At 40.3% G+C, this 17,920-nt stretch carries 17 protein-coding genes; all 17 read right to left on the bottom strand.

Going from position 1 to position 17,920, the window contains the following annotated elements:
* Positions 1–2: 2 nt before the first annotated feature.
* On the bottom strand, positions 3–1,157 hold the full coding sequence (locus E0E32_RS00630; protein ID WP_130858830.1) for a DegT/DnrJ/EryC1/StrS family aminotransferase: 1,155 nt from the start codon (positions 1,155–1,157) through the stop codon (positions 3–5).
* Between the two features lie 66 nt (positions 1,158–1,223).
* A complete protein-coding gene (locus tag E0E32_RS00625; protein WP_165444907.1) occupies positions 1,224–2,018 on the bottom strand; it encodes a methionyl-tRNA formyltransferase in 795 nt (264 codons plus the stop codon).
* A 1-nt stretch (position 2,019) separates the two neighbouring features.
* On the bottom strand, positions 2,020–2,655 hold the full coding sequence (locus E0E32_RS00620; RefSeq protein ID WP_286171599.1) for a sugar transferase: 636 nt from the start codon (positions 2,653–2,655) through the stop codon (positions 2,020–2,022).
* A gap of 15 nt (positions 2,656–2,670) precedes the next feature.
* Complete coding sequence (galE, locus tag E0E32_RS00615) at positions 2,671–3,735, bottom strand: UDP-glucose 4-epimerase GalE (RefSeq protein ID WP_130858638.1); 1,065 nt, start codon at positions 3,733–3,735, stop codon at positions 2,671–2,673.
* 302 nt (positions 3,736–4,037) lie between these two features.
* Positions 4,038–5,114, bottom strand: a complete 1,077-nt coding sequence (locus E0E32_RS00610) for an EpsG family protein (RefSeq protein WP_130858637.1) — start codon at positions 5,112–5,114, stop codon at positions 4,038–4,040.
* A 13-nt stretch (positions 5,115–5,127) separates the two neighbouring features.
* The gene (locus E0E32_RS00605; RefSeq protein ID WP_130858636.1) at positions 5,128–6,018 is read right to left on the bottom strand and encodes a glycosyltransferase family 2 protein; all 891 of its coding nucleotides are present in this window, start codon (positions 6,016–6,018) and stop codon (positions 5,128–5,130) included.
* Complete coding sequence (locus E0E32_RS00600; RefSeq protein ID WP_130858635.1) at positions 6,015–7,133, bottom strand: glycosyltransferase family 1 protein; 1,119 nt, start codon at positions 7,131–7,133, stop codon at positions 6,015–6,017. Before E0E32_RS00600 ends, E0E32_RS00605 begins: the two co-directional genes overlap by 4 nt.
* The gene (locus tag E0E32_RS00595) at positions 7,118–8,272 is read right to left on the bottom strand and encodes a glycosyltransferase family 4 protein (RefSeq protein WP_130858634.1); all 1,155 of its coding nucleotides are present in this window, start codon (positions 8,270–8,272) and stop codon (positions 7,118–7,120) included. The genes E0E32_RS00600 and E0E32_RS00595 overlap by 16 nt, the downstream gene beginning before the upstream one ends.
* A 28-nt stretch (positions 8,273–8,300) precedes the next feature.
* Complete coding sequence (locus E0E32_RS00590) at positions 8,301–10,124, bottom strand: polysaccharide biosynthesis protein (RefSeq protein WP_130858633.1); 1,824 nt, start codon at positions 10,122–10,124, stop codon at positions 8,301–8,303.
* Between the two features lie 368 nt (positions 10,125–10,492).
* Entirely contained in the window at positions 10,493–11,140 is a 648-nt protein-coding gene (locus E0E32_RS00585; protein ID WP_130858632.1) for a CpsD/CapB family tyrosine-protein kinase, read from the bottom strand.
* Complete coding sequence (locus tag E0E32_RS00580; protein WP_066186655.1) at positions 11,121–11,864, bottom strand: YveK family protein; 744 nt, start codon at positions 11,862–11,864, stop codon at positions 11,121–11,123. The genes E0E32_RS00585 and E0E32_RS00580 overlap by 20 nt, the downstream gene beginning before the upstream one ends.
* A gap of 443 nt (positions 11,865–12,307) precedes the next feature.
* Positions 12,308–12,766: a hemerythrin domain-containing protein gene (locus E0E32_RS00575; RefSeq protein WP_130858631.1), complete on the bottom strand. Its 459-nt coding sequence runs from the start codon at positions 12,764–12,766 to the stop codon at positions 12,308–12,310.
* Between the two features lie 73 nt (positions 12,767–12,839).
* A complete protein-coding gene (locus E0E32_RS00570; RefSeq protein WP_066186649.1) occupies positions 12,840–13,256 on the bottom strand; it encodes a DUF3021 domain-containing protein in 417 nt (138 codons plus the stop codon).
* A gap of 1 nt (position 13,257) precedes the next feature.
* Positions 13,258–13,707, bottom strand: coding sequence for a LytTR family DNA-binding domain-containing protein (locus E0E32_RS00565; RefSeq protein ID WP_130858630.1), 450 nt, complete (start codon positions 13,705–13,707; stop codon positions 13,258–13,260).
* Positions 13,708–13,740: 33 nt separating this feature from the next.
* The gene (locus E0E32_RS00560) at positions 13,741–14,487 is read right to left on the bottom strand and encodes an ABC transporter permease (protein ID WP_130858828.1); all 747 of its coding nucleotides are present in this window, start codon (positions 14,485–14,487) and stop codon (positions 13,741–13,743) included.
* Between the two features lie 20 nt (positions 14,488–14,507).
* Positions 14,508–15,407 (bottom strand): ABC transporter ATP-binding protein, encoded by a 900-nt coding sequence (locus tag E0E32_RS00555; RefSeq protein WP_130858629.1) that lies wholly within the window; start codon positions 15,405–15,407, stop codon positions 14,508–14,510.
* A 550-nt stretch (positions 15,408–15,957) separates the two neighbouring features.
* The gene (locus E0E32_RS00550) at positions 15,958–17,406 is read right to left on the bottom strand and encodes a sulfatase family protein (RefSeq protein WP_286171598.1); all 1,449 of its coding nucleotides are present in this window, start codon (positions 17,404–17,406) and stop codon (positions 15,958–15,960) included.
* Positions 17,407–17,920 lie beyond the last annotated feature (514 nt).

Here is a 17,920-nt window from a genome sequence, read left to right as displayed (position 1 = left end):
TGTTATACCTCGTATTCTTGTAATTTCATCTCATCCCTTGTTCCGATCGCACTATCAAAATGACTCCTTATGCTCCTTATCACTCGATGTTGTTCTACTTCTGTCAGATTGGAGCCTGACGGAAGACAAATCCCTGTCTCAAATAATTGGTCAGATACCGACAGGCCCATTCCATGCGCATAATACCTTGTTGTTTGGAAAAGCGGCTGTAGATGGAGCGGTTTCCAAACAGGTCGTGCTTCTATGTTTTCCTCATGTAAAGAAGCCAAGATTTGCGTCGCAGTAATCCCTGCTTTGCTTGCATCGATCGTTAATGTCGTTAACCAGCGATTGCTATGTGTATCTTCCATCTCTTCCATAAACGTGACCCCAGGCAAGTCTGATAAGGCATGAACATAGGTGGCAAATACCTTTCGTTTCAGCATCACCCTCTCATCCAATACTTGCAGCTGCGATCTACCGACACCAGCTAGCAAGTTACTCATCCGATAATTAAATCCCATCACACTATGCTGATAATGGACGGCCGTATCTTTCGCCTGTGACGCTAAATATCTTGCTTTCTCTAAAGCCTTCGTATTATTGGAAACAAGCATACCGCCACCAGAAGTTGTAATAATCTTATTGCCATTAAACGAATAAATACCGAACTCGCCAAACGTACCACTTGCCTTTCCTTGGTAAAGAGAACCTAGCGACTCTGCGGCGTCTTCAATCATCGGAATGTCATATTCATTACATAAACGAAGAATCTCGTTCATGTTGGCACTTTGTCCATATAAGTTAACTACAATCACTGCTTTCGGAAGCTTTCCTTGCAGTGCTGCTATCCTTAAAGCCCTTGCTAATGCTTGTGGTGACATATTCCAAGACGATGGTTCCGAATCAATAAACACGGGAGTTGCTCCCTGATAAAGAATCGGATTTGCGCTTGCGACAAACGTCAATGTCGAACAGAAAACGAGATCTCCTTTGGTGACTCCTAACAAAGCAAGAGACAAATGGATGGCAGCCGTTCCAGAACTTACGGCAATCGCTCCTTTTGCCCCTACTTTTGCAGCTATTTCCCTTTCAAACCCATCGACATTCGGTCCTATCGGTGCAACCCAATTCGTTTCCAATGCACGTTGTATATAATTGATTTCTTTTCCGCTCATGTGTGGCGGTGAGAGATAGATTCTTGCTTGGGTCAACGAAAACACCACCTTTTTTAAACATCCTTTTTAATGCTTTATTAGATTTTTTTGCTCACGTACAACAGCTGCCGTGCTGTCTTTGGTCATTAATTGTTTCAAGATAAAATCGTTAATCAAGGTGTATTTCTTTCCCTTCACTTCAATAAAAGCCCCATTATATGGCGGAAACCAAAACGCTCTAATTTTCAAATCAATATCGTCGTTGATTAAATCTATTCTTTTCATTTCTTCCATCTCTAGTCTTGTAATATATCTTCCCTGATTTGGCTCTTGTTGGATCGAAGGGAGTCTCCCATTGGTTAAGATGTCTAAGAGCACACTCTTGTATAGTTCCACTTGTATTTCTTGTGTTTTCTTTTCTAAACTAGCAGCTGTCTCCATTCGATAATCAAAGTTAAAGGAAAAGGTACGGATGATATCCCCTGTGTCAATTTCACTATCCACATAATGTGCCGTTGCTCCCCACTCAACAAGCTTATTCAAAATCGCCACATTATATCCGGCAGTACCTTTCCACTCCGGTAATAACGCTGGATGAAAGTTAATACAGCCATATCGAGGTCCACTAATTAGTGGTTCCTTTATCTTTTTCCAATATAAATAAGAAATAATGACATCGATCGAATGATACGGGTCCATTAGCATTTGCTCCACATCTTCCATGGTTATAACGGGTATTCTTAATTCAAAAGCTTTTTGTGCCGTTGGTGAGTTAGGAAAATGAGAATCGGTAACTACGGCGACAATCTCCACCCCTTGATTTAACGTCCACTCTAACAACTCTGCGGCATACTTTTTTCTTCCCATAAATATCATTTTCATTTTATACATCCTCCGAATTCCCTGCGAAGTATTGAACCGTTGCTTGTTCTTCCTGATGGATCCCTTCTTTTAAAAACACACTTTTGATAGTGGTTATGATAATTTTCCAATCTAATGCGAAACAGACATGATCGACATATTCAACATCCAATCGAAACTTTTCCTGCCAGCTAATGGCATTTCTTCCATTGACCTGAGCCAATCCTGATAAACCCGGCCTTACTTCATGGCGCCGTCGCTGCTGCTGATTATATAGAGGCAAATACTGTACCAGTAGCGGACGCGGTCCAATAAGTGACATGTCGCCTTTCACAATGTTAAATAATTCCGGCAGCTCATCTAGAGAGGTTGCCCGAAGCAAGCTGCCAAACCTCGTTAATCTCTGATAATCAGGAAGCACATTTCCTTTTTCATCTCGCGCATCGGTCATGGTTCGAAACTTATACATCCAAAAGATTTCTTCCTGCAAACCAGGTCGTTCTTGTTTAAAAAGGATGGGACTGCCTAATTTCGTTTTTACCAAAATGGCGATCACTAGGAATACCGGGCTTAGCACGATAATGGCAAGGAGCGATAAGATCAAATCCATCGGCCTTTTGAGATAGGTTCGATAGATAGGTATTTTGAGCATACTCATGACGCTGATCACCACCTAATGCATTAAAAACACCGATGTTGGCTTTTGCATCGGTGTTTTTTCGCTTATGATGCGATATCCAGTTGGATTATTTCTTTGCCATCGCCAAGCATCGGCGCACATTTCCTCGATTCCTCTCATGGCTTGCCAAGCTAACTGCTTTTTCGCTTTCGCAGGATCGGCAAAACAACTGCTAATATCACCTGGCCGTCGTTTGACAAAGGTGTAAGGAATTTGATTTCCTGACACCCTCTCAAAGGCGTCCACTACCTCAAGTACACTATAGCCCTTGCCTGTACCTAAATTATAGGCTTCTATGCCATGATTTTTTTGCATGTGTTCCAACGCTTTTAAGTGTCCCATTGCCAGATCGACGACATGGATATAATCTCGTACTCCAGTTCCATCCGCTGTGGGGTAATTATTCCCGAATATTCGAAGTTGTTCCCTTCTGCCAATCGCAATTTGCGAAATATACGGCAGGAGATTATTCGGTGGTCCCTCTGGATCTTCACCGATAAGCCCACTTTCATGTGCCCCGATTGGATTAAAATAACGTAATAAGGCAATACTCCATGACGAATCCGCATGGGCTGTATCGAGTAATATTTCTTCGATCATCTGTTTCGTTCGGCCGTATGGATTCGTAGCCCTCAGCTCTACATCTTCTGTGATGGGCACTGTTTTCGGGTTACCATAGACCGTAGCCGAAGAACTAAAGATTAGTTTTTTCACGGAGAATTGCTCCATTACCTCAAACAAGATTAGACTGCCTTTTACGTTATTTTGATAATACTGTAAGGGGACTGCCACGGATTCTCCGACCGCTTTTAGGCCTGCAAAATGAATCACAGCGTCTATTTGATGATCAAGAAAGACCTTTTCTACGCTTTTTTTATCTAAAAGATTAATGTAATACGTCTGGAATGTCCTTCCTGTGATTTGTTTTACTCTGTGCAATGATTCTGGGCGACTATTGGAGAAGTTATCGACAACAATAATGTCATAGCCGTGTTGGAGGAGCTCGACACATGTATGACTCCCAATATACCCAGCCCCACCCGTTACAAGAATCGTCATTCGTTTCCCTCCCTTAAATTCGTTAGAAAAAACCAGACAAAAGACAGCCCGGTCCATGTAAAACACTAGGTTGTTATTTTTAGAAAATATATGTGCGATCACCCAATCCCTTCACTTTTACCCACAGAGCATAAGTTAACAAGCGATTCAGGCAAAGAACATCTTCATCGAGTTTCCTATACTTAGAAGTGAAGCCTATTTCCAAAGTGGTCAAAAACGATCCACTTTACGATATGGGATAGTTGAACTAGCTCGTCTTATCATTACTCAGGTTCATTCCAGGTTATCAAGTGATCTTTTGCTCACCAGGTTAAAAATTCGCTGATATACTCGATATTCAACGTCACAACCGACTCATAGTAATAAAACACAAAATAACTAATGATCAACAACAAATAAATAAGCTTCTGATCTTTACTTCGAAATAACTTAGGTATCCATGAAATAAGAATCAGCTGATAAAGCTGAAAATAGATCGATACCCTGGCAAAAATCCATTCTTGCGTAGAAATAACCATAAAAACTAAGCCTACTAACGCCATATTCACAACAAAATCACTGTGGCGGAAAAGATGTTTCAGCTTCTTCCTCCCTAAAAAGGCAACAAAAAGCGGGCTTGCCTCTACTGCAACCCGAATAATATTGGCTCCGCCTTCTGCAAACTCATCATATGCACTGTACTGTGAATCCTCCAAAGCAGTAAATAATAAAGCGGAAAATTGTTCATATCCGATGACGACGACAACGGAAAATATAATTAAGGCAATCGTCGCCTTTGACCATGCCTTCAATCGGACCAAAAAATACATAGGAAGCAGAATGAGTGCACTCTTGTGAAAGAAGGAAGCAAACATAACAATCAGCGCATATTTAAAAAAATGACCACTCATCAAAAACTTGATGGCCGTAAAAGCAATCGCTGCCGCCAATAATTGTCTAATCCCATTCATCGAAATTAAAAATAAGCCGCCCGTAATATAGACATATAAACTGAGTTCCAGCAGCCGAGAATATTTGTATAAAACCATGATAATCAGTACATTTGTTACGAGCGCCGTGATAATAAGCAGGACTTGTGAATCCTCCGAGATATAGTTTTTGATCAGGACTTGAAGCATCCCAAACCCGATGTCACCTTCAGAAGTGATATATTCCCAGGTGAAATCCTTTGTTTCAAAGATATTTCGATAATTGTAGGTATCACCTATCCCACTTCGGAGACCAGAAATTAGAATAAGTGACAAGCATGCACCAAATACCAACAACTTATTTGATTTTAAATAAGCCGACCGCCCCATATCTGGTACCGTTTTGGCAAAATATCTTGCAGACACAGAAAAAAGAAATACAACAGCAAGATTGATCCAAAGTAAGGTCATGGGTTATATCCTTTCAGCTACTTGCCTTGCTCGTCTTTGAAGCAACATATACATATAATAAAAAACCCAACGGAATAGCGAATGTCGTTAGGGTTTTAGCAGGTGTTTCTTGTAAAAATGCTTTGTTTTTACTTATGAGATTACTGGATACATAATGAACCGCCTGCCTGAATTTAAATGCCGTATTAGCAAAAGGCAACTGCATAAGTGCTTTACGATAAAAAGAAAAACCAAGTGGATTTTTGCGATATTGTCTTACCATATTTAAGGATGAACCATCTGCTAGATATTCGACATGACAGAGAACGTCATTCATAAGTAATAGTTCATAATCCTTGTCTAACATATAATATTTGTAGGCTAATCCGACATATTTTTCGTCTTTAAAAATCGGATAGGAATATTTTTTAGTTAGCTCGGTGCGATAAACTAACTTCTTATCACCTGTTACAGCATGTTTATAATAGACATCAAACAGTGTCGCCTGCATTAAGCCTTGCGGAAATGGCTTGCCAATGATGTTACCTTCTTTATCAGCATCAAGCCCAGCCATGCCACTCACTTTTTCATTCCCATGTACGGCCCAAAAATAAAGGATTTTTGCAACGCCATCATCGGGCATATAATCATCGGAATCGATGCACACGTTCAACTCCGTTTCTATTTTTTGATAGGCTGTATTATGAGCACCGTGCATACCTTGATTTTCTTGCCAACAGTAGTGTATTTCCAGCTCCTCCTCATGCTGCCATCTTTTGACCAACTCCCTTGTATTGTCGGTGGAACCATCATCGATCACTAACCAAACAAAGTCTTTACATGTTTGTCTTTTCAGGCTTTCATAACAGTGGTGCAAACAGTAGGCCCGATTATACGTAGGGGTGAACACAGTCAGTTGCTTCATAGGACACCTCCTTTTGTTGTTAGATAATGTTGTTGTAGTGTTAGAGCGATCTTCTGAATGTCAAAATCTTCTATTAACACTCCTTGTTTGGCCAATACTCGAGAAGCCGGTTGATTGGTAATGTCGATAATCTTTCGTGTCCATGCAGCTTGGTCAACTAACGGCAAGCGGTGTACTAATCCCAAATCCATATCCACTTCATCCGTAATCGAATCAGAGATGATACATGGCAATCCGGCAGTTTGAGCCTCAATCAGCGTAACAGGCAAACCTTCAAAGAAAGACGGAAAGACAAACAGGTCAAACATTTGCAACAAGTCAGGAATATCGTCTCTCACCCCAAGGAACTTCACTTTACGTTCCAGTTTTAAATCCTTTACCTTGGTTTCCATCTTTGTTCGGTAAGGACCATTACCAACCAAGATAAGCAAGGTATTAGTTATTTCTTTGCTTACTTGATGAAAAAGCTCGATTAAAAAGGTGTGATTCTTTTGTGGATGGAACCTGCCGACATGGCCAAGAACCAGTGTATCATCAGCGATATCAAATCTCTCTCTCATCAATCTTCTTTTTTGCTCGGAATAAGTAAATTGCTCGATATTAATCCCATTATTTACGATGAAGGTGTGTTGTGACTTCGATCGAAACATCCATTCCGCCGCCGCTCGGGAACAGGCATATTGCTGAGTGGCATTGGGCTGAATCAAAAGACCGGCATACCACTTATACAATTTGATTAAAAAATGCCCTTCACTTCTCGTATTATGACTATGAGCAATTCGCACGGGAATACCAGATTTTTTGGCAGAGCGCATCACCAAGCCGCTCATCTTATCCATATGAGCATGGACAATCTGATACGTCTTATGTTCAGCAAAAAAATGATCCAATGCCTGTAGATAACCAGAATGACCCGCTTCCGTCAGATAAGGGATCCGGTGAACTTCCCCGCCAAGTGCTTCAATTTCTTTGTCGAATACGCCTTCTTTACAGGTTAGGAAATCGAATTGGATTTTTTCTCGGTCGATGTTCTGGTATATGTTCATAAGAAGCGTTTCCGCACCACCACGATTCATATTCACAACTACATGCAACACTCTTAATGGACTGCCCACCGCATCCCCCTCCATTCCTCCATGTACTTTTCGTACACTTTCCTTTTTTCCATCAGTATTCTATCTACGGTATATAACGATTCGATTTTTTCTCTGGCATGCTTGCCAAACATCAACTCGGTTTCTGCCATCTTGGACACATCAATTAATTGGTTCGCAAAATCAAGGGCATGAGGACTTGAAAGCAGCCAACCAGACTTATTATGATCAATCAGTTCTCGGTGCCCGCGATTATCAACTGCCACAACCGGTAAGCCACAGGCCATCGTCTCCATGATATTAACAGGCAAACCTTCCCTTAAACTGGAGGCCACCCCTACATCACACATGGGCAAAAGCTGATCGATATCCTTGCGAAAACCAAGGAAATCAATCCTGTCGACAACACCCAGCTCACTCGCCAGCTGTTGACAGTGCTCGAATAACGGCCCTTCTCCTGCAAGCAATAATCGTGCGTTTGGCACTTGCTCTTGCACGAGTGCCATGGCATGTACAAGTAATTGCTGATTTTTATTTTTATTAAATTCTGCTGCATAAAATAATAAAAAGTCATCGGCTTGATAGCCCAATGACTTGCGCAACTCTCTTTTTTTCTGCTTATCTATAGGCTTATATTTCTCGGTATCCACACCAACTCCGTGTACATGTTCAATAGATGTCGCATGGAATTTATGTTTTTTTGCCAACTCATAGTCTTCTTGATTAATGAGGATAAGTGCATCGGTATATCTTGACAAATATTTTTCAATCGGATAATAGAACAGCCAATTTGCTACTGGTGCCCCTTTACAAAAATGAAATCCGTGTGCCGTATACAAAACTCTCGTTCCCTGTTTCCTAGTCTCTCTTGCCGCTAGTCTGGCGAGTACCCCACCAAATGGAGTGTGACAATGAATCATAGTATAATGATTTTGATCGATAATTTCTTTTAGTTGCTTATAAGCTGCTAGATTCGATCGATGAAAAGGAGATCGCTGAATCGCAATACGGTATTGTTGATTGGTGTAGGGCAAATTGATATTTCCTGCTGCTGCCACATGTACTTCCCAGCCCTGCTTTTGAAACCACTGCATATACGGTAAATGAAACGCCTTAAAATGATAGTCGACGGTTGCACAAAATAATATTTTATGAGCCATGTAAAGCTCCCCCTTCCACCGTTTTATGTCAGATATTCACAACTGCTAGCTCTTTTGTCACCAAGTTGTTGGCTAACGTCAATAATTGCTCTCTCACTGTATCGGCATCTAGTGTGTCATAGCTGGCAATCAATTTTGTGATTTCATCGATATAGAGATTCGTCGTTTTTCCAATATAAATTTTGGGATATATTTGCTGGTTATGCACTTCATTCTCCTGCAATAACTCCTCGTAAAGCTTTTCGCCAGGACGAATACCAGTGTAGCTAATTCCAATATCATCAACGGCATATCCTGATAATTTGATCAGGTTCCGCGCCAAATCAATAATCTTTACTGGCTCCCCCATATCAAGAACAAACACCTCACCGCCATTCGCTAAGGCACCTGCTTGCATAACAAGCCGGGATGCTTCTGGAATGGTCATAAAATAACGGACCATTTCCGGATGGGTTACCGTCACCGGTCCGCCATTCTTGATTTGCTTCTTAAATAAGGGAATCACACTTCCACGACTGCCTAGCACATTACCAAAGCGCACGGTTACGAATTTCGTATCACTTCGTTTATTCATATCTTGGACAATCATTTCTGCGAGCCTTTTGGAAGCACCCATGACACTCGTTGGATGAACCGCCTTATCCGTTGATACCATAACAAAGATACCAACATGCGCTTGATCAGCCGCCTGAGCAGCATTTCTAGTACCAATCATATTATTTTTGATGGCTTCCTCAGGATTACGCTCCATCAAAGGTACATGCTTATGCGCAGCCGCATGGTAAACCACATCTGGCTTATACTTGTCCATCACGCGCAGCATTTTCTTGGCATCTTGTACATCGGCTATTTCTGTCATCACCTCTATCGAACGATTCGGATATATTTCCTTTAACTCCATCTCGATTGAGTAAATACTATTTTCACCATGCCCCAATAGAATGAGCTGAGAAGGGGTGAAACGGGATACTTGTCTGGTAATTTCAGAACCAATCGATCCCCCTGCACCAGTAACCATCACTACCTTACCTGTTATATATTCAGAAATACTTTCCATATCCATCTCCACTAGGTCTCTCCCTAATAAATCTTCCACTTGCACATCACGGAACTGATTCACTGATACTTTGCCCGTAATTAAATCTTCTAGAAAAGGTAGAATTTGTGTTTTTGCCGTTGTCTTTGCACATTCTTGAAAAATAATAGTTAATTCTTTCCTTGTTAAAGAAGGAATAGAAATAATAATATGTTCAATTTCCCATTTCTTTACTACTGATGCTATTTGACTTACACCACCTACGACTGGAAGGCCTAAGATATCCAAATGATGTTTCTTGGGATTGTCGTCAATAAAAGCAACAGCCAATAAATGACCTTCGTTTTGCTTTAATAATTGTCTGGCCACCATGGTCCCAGCAGAGCCAGCTCCAACAATCAAGGTACGAATTCTATTTTCTGATTTATTCAGGATCGTGTCGCGATATATCCTCCACACCAAACGTGATCCACCAATAGAAAACAGGTAAAGCAGCCAAGTCACTACAAACAGCTTTAAAGATAATGCTTGTGTAAAAAAGTAATGAATAATAACAGCTGTCAAAGTGGAGTAAGTCACGACTTTTAGGATAATTAATAATTCTCGAATACTCGCATATTCCCAAACCTTTTTATAAAGTTTGTACTTTATAGAGAACAGATGATGCGCAAATAATATAGCTAGACAACTTATCATAATGGACAGGTAGATCGGAAAAGCCACCACATCAATCAGCTGGGTACTAATAAATAAGACTGTTAAAATAAGACAAGAATCAATAATAATAAATAACGATATGCGCTGGCGATAAGTCACTCTTCTCACTCCCCTTTCTCTAAATAGGTTGAACTTATAAATGTAACAAAAACATGTGAAAGCAAGTCTTTGCTCGCATGAGTTTTTGATCATACCTCGTTTGATCCATTCGTGTGAATGACCATTCACACGCCTTTCAGCTCTGCTGAAAGGTAGCAGTATGATGATCGTTGCTATAAAAGTCTACTTCATTTATGTATAAACGGGCATCTAACCCGACCTCACACTACACTATTGACAACGAACGCGTCTAAGGTTGATGGCAACCCACAGCATAGCCGAGTACCTACATTGATAACGGTAAGTATGATATCACCACATATCGATAATCAATTCTTAATAACGAACGATAAAACAATAAAAAACGACTAATTCAGAATAGCCCCAATTAAATTGGCATTCGCTAGATCCAGTACTTGTTTTGTTTTTATGGCTTTTTCGATTTCTGTTTTGCCTTGTTTTAATACAAGTACTACTCCCTCACATTGATTAGCAATCACCCTTGTTTCGGTTGTTTGTAATACAGAAGGCGAATCGATCAGCACAATATCATACGGATGATCCAATTCATCGAGCAGCTTTTTCATCGCATGGCTCTCTAGAATTTCTGCTGGATTAAACACCTCTGGTCCTGCTGTAATAATATCTAACTGATGAATATCCGTGTGACGTATGGCTTCTTTTACGGTCGATAACCCCCTAAGCACATTCGATAAACCGTTTGCATTGGATATATTGAACAGCGAATGCATAATCGGTGTTCTTAAATTGGCATCAATCAGCAGTACTTTTTCATTTTGCTGTGATAGAGAGACCGCTAAATTTGCCGCCATGGTTGACTTTCCTGTCCGCTCTTCCGGCGAAGTAATCAGTAAGATTGAATGATTCTTCTTTTCTCGTAAAAATTGGATATTGGATCTGATTTCTCTAAATTGGTCTGCTATGACTGAATCTGGATAGGAATAAGTTAATAGATGGATAGGAGTAATTGGTGCATTACGTATTTTGTTTAACATATACTTCCCCTTCCTTCATCTGTTTGAGCATGGGAGACTGTTTTTTAACAGCGAATTCCCGTTTATTCATGTTCGATACGGTGCCTAATACCGGAACTCCTAATAACGCTTCTACTTCACTTTCTTTTCTAATTTTCGCGTCTAAAGAATCGATCAAAAAGATAATCCCTAAGCCTACAATGAGCCCAGATACAAAAGTAATGATTGTTAAATTACTAGAGGCTGCATTGATCGAGGCTGTGTTCGTTTTTGCCTCTGATAACAATTGTACTTCGGTAAATCCTAGTATATCTTTTATTTCGGTTTTGTAGGTAGCAGCCGTTGCGTTCGCTAGATCAGCCGCCATCTCTGGATCAGAATCCGTTACAGATATCTGTACCACCTGCGATTCATCCACTTGCGAAACCGTAATTTGGTCTGCTATAGCACCTGCAGATCTTTCTAATTGTAGTTCTTCGACAACTTTTTCCATGACAATGGGATCTTTGATCATAACCATTAGTGTACTCATGTCTTCACTGCCTGATCCAAGAATCATTCTTGTAGAAGATTCATAGATTGGCGCATTATTATAATGGCTGTAATAGTATCCTGCTAGTGTGGAAATGACGGTCATCACGATAATAATCCAGAACCTCTTTTTAATTAACAGAAAATATTGTTTGAGGTCAATCTCTTTGATGTTTGTTTGCTCCTCGTAATGAGAAGCATTATTATGATTCATTTACATCACCTTCACCCTTATTTATAAAATCTATTTTGAAGTGACTTCCATTCTTTATAAAGAACGATTGAGTAAAAAAATTAGCTTATATAACTTATAATAGTTCTTTATAAAGAACATGTCAATAGCTAATTTGATAATTACGTATTTGTTTTTTGTTGGCCTTTCGCACGTGTACTATAAGTGAAGAAAAACAGTTGGTCGCTTGTGCAAATAATATATTACACTACCGATAAAATGGGGGATCACTTTCCTGAGCCATGAGCGTGACTGTTTTTTTATGCTGAGCGAACACTTCGGGAATATGCTACGCTAGGTAGTAGCTCAACACTGATTATCACTGCAAGGATATCTTACATCATCCGTCTTATCGGTAGTCCGTATCTACTGTTGATTAGTAATCAAGGTCAGCTCGGGTTTTTCCAAGTTTTTTATACTGCATGTTAAAAACCACTATGCGAATCGCGATGAAACCTTCCGTTAGCTTGGTACAAATACTTTTCAGGTACAGCTTGTTCTATAAGTGGAAACAGTTGACGTTCCTCCAAACGCACATGGTTGTTTAATAGTTCGCCTAACTCATTCATTTCTTTATAGGAAGTCTGCCTGTCTTCTCTCAAATGTTGAATACTGCTTCTTATTTGAGCATGCTGATAGAGTATTTCTTTTACTAAATCCATCTCTATTGAATCAGCATGTTCCAAATATAAGGGAATGAGAACTTCTTCTTCATCACGAAAATGATCATTGCCGTCCTTTTCCCAAAACTCAATCAAATCACGCAATAATTCCGTATAGCCTTTCTGACTTTTCTCAGTACCAGCCCGTTGCAGCTCCAATGCTTGCGTTAATGTATGATGATGGTGATGCGATAAAGGATTTAATGCTTCATGTCGTTTCATTTTTTACCTCCTCAAATGATTTGTTGGCTGTTTACTTTTACTTTACACCATTCTAGCGTCATTCAAACCAGTTTCATTCGTCTTTATTACTTTGCAAATACTTATTTAATGCCTCTTCCTCTCGTTTGAAGTAAAGATACCAGCCAAACCAATATAGCACATACATCAGAATAAAAATCACACTAAACCATAAAACGGACCAGCCACTGATAGGAATCCAACCGGCCATACCAGCGATAATAAGGCAAGCAATATACGTAAGGATAAAGTGGCTAATCGACTTTTTGATAAGATGATTACCGCTGTTCCCAAAAATAAGGGAAGATATGCCAAAATAAACGCCTAAGAACATGCTGGCCCCCATATGCAGCCATATTTCTGATACAGAAGCCTCCCATGCATTGAGTTTCATAATCGTGAGGACAATAAAAGTTGCGATAGCTCCGAAAGCGATACCCAACGTTGAACGCTTTAACATTTCAAGTATCATGTTACTGCCCTCCCTGCATCAGTTTTTCTTTAATGGCACTGACATATTTCCGTGTAATGTATTCCTTGTTGCCGGATTGAAAATAAACACATAGATTTCCATTAAAAGACGCCTCGAACTTTTCAATACGATGAAGGTTTCCGATCACCGATTTTGAAAAGCGCATAAAACCATGTGGAGCTAAGAATTCTTCCACCTCATACAGCTTCATCCTCAATTCAAAACGCCAATCTTTGGAGACCGCATATATCTTGCGTTTTTCCGCATGAATAAAATCGATCTCCTTTGGCTCCAGCAGAACGGTCTGGTCTTCATCCATACCAAATAAGCGCTGCTGTTTCTCTTTTTTAATCACGTTGACAATCTCCTCCAGCTCCCTCGTCCATTCCTTCGCCTGAATGGTGATTTGCGTCTCGTCATGGTTAGCATCGATATCAATGTTTATTTTCATTCCAACCCCTCCACATACAAACCATATCTCCTGCTAGCTCACAGCTCGTTTTAGAAAATAGGGATACCGGACCATAGCGATAATAAATGCTAGTAACCCCATCGCTAATAATACCCCTAATGTTTGGAATAGCTCCACGATTTGTGTGGTCCCAGCCATCGCATCCTGAAAAGACTGGTTTGCCCAATACTGCGGCAAAAAGCGAGCGATTGTCTGCATAAAGTCCGGCAGCATGTCAATCGGCATCCATAACCCGCTCAGCATAGCCCCACCCAAAGCAATAACCTGGGTAATAGCAATTCCCATATTTTCTGTATTCACAGTAAGCGACATCGCTAATCCAATTGCGGTAGCTGTAAACGTCATAAACAATGACACAACCAACAGAATCAGCGGCTCACCAAACGAAATATCGTAAACCATTCCTCCAAATAAAAATAACACAATAATCTGAAAGAATACAATAAACATAAAAGGAATCCACTTTCCGAATAGATAAGCATAGCTTTTAAGTGGTGTGCTTGCCATACGTGCCGTCGTACCTTTATCCCTGTCTTTGATAAATACCTGCACCATCGAAATCATAATAAAAAAGACAAACATCACAATATATGCTGGAACAATTGTCTGAATAACCTCCTGTCTCTCCGCGTCTTCCACACCTGCCGTAAAAATGGCAATAAAGATAATCGTAAATAAAATAGGCAAAAGAAGAATCCAGAAAACCAGACCTTTATCCTGTATATGCTTTTTCAATTCTACTATCATCATAGCATTCATCATCTACACCTCCAACTTTATTATTCTCTCAAGTTACTTCCTGTCAACCTAAAAAACACATCTTCCAATCGAGGACGAACCAGCTCCAGCCGCTCTACATCAACCTTATTCTTGCGGCAATAGAAAATTATCTTTTCCATTACAGGTAAGGCTTCTTCGGTAAAAATGACAAATGCCTCCTGCCGTTGTTGAACAGAACCAAATGCCTCCAGTTGTTCTAGCGCCATCCCGTCTGCTTTGATATAGATGGAAGGAACCGCATATTGCTGAAGCAGCTCATCGATCGCACCATTCTCTATCATTTTCCCCTTATCGAGAAAAGCGACATAGTCACAGAGCCTTTCTACTTCCTCCATATAATGACTGGCATAGACAACGGTCTTTCCGGTAGCTTTCAACTCTTCAATCATCTGAAAAATATACTGTCTTGATTGCGGATCTATACCGACGGTCGGTTCATCCATAATGATAAGCTCTGGATTATGCATTAGCGCACAGCCTATATTCAACCTTCGCTTCATTCCACCTGAGAAAGTGGCGACTTTATCCTTACTCCTTTCGCTAAGTCCAATTAACGACAGCACCTCTTTTGTTCGTTGTGCCAATTTGCTTCCTTTCAAGCCATATATTCTACCAAACAGATATAAATTACCGATTGCAGTGATATTTTCTTCCAAAACAATATCCTGTGGAACATATCCTGATTGCTGTTTGGTTTGGTCAGAGATTGGTTTATGGTTAAATGCAATATCTCCTTCATAACCACGGATAATCGATGTAATTATTTTAATAAGGGTGGACTTCCCTGCACCATTTGGACCAACCAGCCCGTAACAAACTCCACTAGGAATTGTCACGGAAACATCGCTTAATGCCTCTGTTTTATCATAATATTTCGTTACCTTTTCGATCGTCAACATGCTTCTCATCTCCTTTGTTCTCCATTATCGCAAAGGAATAGAAGGTGGTGATAAAAAACGGAGTAACATGTAAGAATAAGTGTATGACATGCTGCGTTCATTGTTTAAGAATAGTGGAGCTGGCTGTGCGTGGCTTTCATTGCTCATCACTTTTCATCGCGTTTATTGTAATTGCTGTAATAAATAGGCTTAAGCTGATAATACCTGTGGAAACGACCATTACTGTGGGTAACGTCATGATTTATTCCTCCTTTCCCTGGTATTATCGCAAAGGAACAAGGATTTGTATGGAAAGAGAGAATAACCTGCAGGAGGATAGGTATGAAGTGACAAAGCGGATGTGTAACATGTAGGAGCAAGTAGAGGAAAATAAATATTTTATAAGTGGGGACCATCTCTCCCCAGTGACGACTGAAAATCGAGGCTTGAGCCTCATCTGTGAAATATTTATCGATTGGTGAGCCATTGTTCTACCGCCAAATAACGTGCCGATGGACAAGCCAGAAGCCGCTTATCCATCAGATACCAATTCATTTTACAAAAGCAACTTTTACCACGGCGATTGCCTGATCGGTAGTGGATCAATGGTTTCCACTATTCGATCGCATAAACATTGATAAAGTGATAGCTTGATAGTTTGATAAGCAGGGTGATCCCAAACATTAGTCGATTCACTTGGGTCCACCTTCAAGTGATACAGTTCACCTGTTTCATCACCATGGTATGCAACCAACTTATGCTCATCCGTTCTTATCATGGTGGCGTATACTCCCTTTTCATCATGCTTGAAATTTGCATTATAGTGTTCACAATAGACGGCTTTACGATAGGTGTACGTAAGATCATTCCCTGTAAGCACAGGCCATAACGATTGTCCTTGCATACCTGCATATACCGGTTCATCCGCCGCTTCTAATAGAGTCGGTGCAAGATCAATCAGTTCGATGAAACGATCCACCTTCTTATTTTCTCGTATCTTTTCAGGCCAGCACATAATTAATGGCACGTTTACAGATTGCTCGTAAAAATGAGGTCCTTTTAAATAGACACCATGATCTCCCAATAATTCTCCGTGATCAGACATAAAAATAATCATGGTGTTATCTAACTGCCCTGTCTTTTCTAATACCGTTATCATTCGTCCTACCTGTTCGTCAATAAGGTCGACCATCGCCCAATAAGCAGCCCGAAGCATGCGGTGATCATGCTCGGTCATATCCGAATAAGCAAGATGTCCTTTCATTCCATAAGCACCATGATGATCCATCTGTTGATAGATTGGCTTATTGTTCAATTCACCCTGCTTATAATGGGGTAATGGCAGCTCCTCTAATCGATCTAAATAACGCTGTATATATTGTTTGGGCGGGTCAAATGGATGATGCGGATCAAAGAAATTCACAGAGAATAACCATGGCGTTTCACTGGCCTCATTCGCTTCCATAAATTGAATCGCCTTCTCTGCACACCAGGTGGTTTGATGATATTCCGCATCAGGCCCGTATTGAACATATGAACAGTTTTCTACTGATTCTGGTTTAAATTCCTGTCCCTGTTCTTGGAGCCACTGTGTATATTCATTAGCAGGCCAATCCGGACTTGGATGATGCGACCAATGAAAAGTTTCATACCCATCATCCACTCTTGCTTCTATCTCTGGTGCAGCAGATGGGTGACAAGGTGAGATATGCAACTTTCCCGATAAACCACAAGTATATCCTGCATCCGCAAGTAATTTCGTGACCAATACCTCGTCATTTGGAATCGCCTGCCCATTCTGACGACAGCGATTAGTTCGCGGATAGCGTCCTGTCAGAAAGCTGGCACGACTAGGGGTACAAACCGGACTCTGACTATAAGCATTTTCGAATAATAGTCCTCGCTCAGCCAGACGGTCAATATTAGGCGTTTTGACAAACTCATTTCCGTAACAGCCTAATGAGTCCAAGCGTTGTTGATCGGTACAAATCCATAATATATTCGGTTTAATAATGTTCACCTCTCCTTTTCATTTAACACTTATAAGAAAACGATTACAAAACAGTGTTACTATCACTATCTTGTGTGTATACTCATGATTGATTTATGATGAGTAGATTAGGAAGCACTTTTCATCAATCAAATAACATGTCACATGTATTTTACCAAATACAGAATAAAATACAATGGAATGGCCCGTTTTTCCATTTAATAATAAGTAATTTCAAATGGTAGCCATCCAAGGTTAGAGTGCTGAGAGATAACAATGATCGAACGCTGCATTTTCTTGAAAAATAGTAACATTTCATTTTAAAGATCTGTTTCTCAGCAAAAATCATCAAATAGCCAGGCACTATTCCGATTATCTCCCCTCTACACCTCATGAAAATCTACTTTTACCGTTTTACCTTGCCCGCCATAAAGCGATAAGATGAAAACAAATTTATGCTAACGAAAGGATGTGGTATACTAATGTTAACCGCAGTAAAAGAAGATACCCATGATTATCGCTCGACACCTCCGGATTATGATGG

The organism is Gracilibacillus phocaeensis (assembly GCF_900626275.1).
Classification (GTDB): domain Bacteria; phylum Bacillota; class Bacilli; order Bacillales; family Amphibacillaceae; genus Gracilibacillus; species Gracilibacillus timonensis.
The sequence above is the reverse complement of the archived record's forward strand: the minus strand, read 5'-3'. Positions and strand labels throughout refer to the sequence as shown.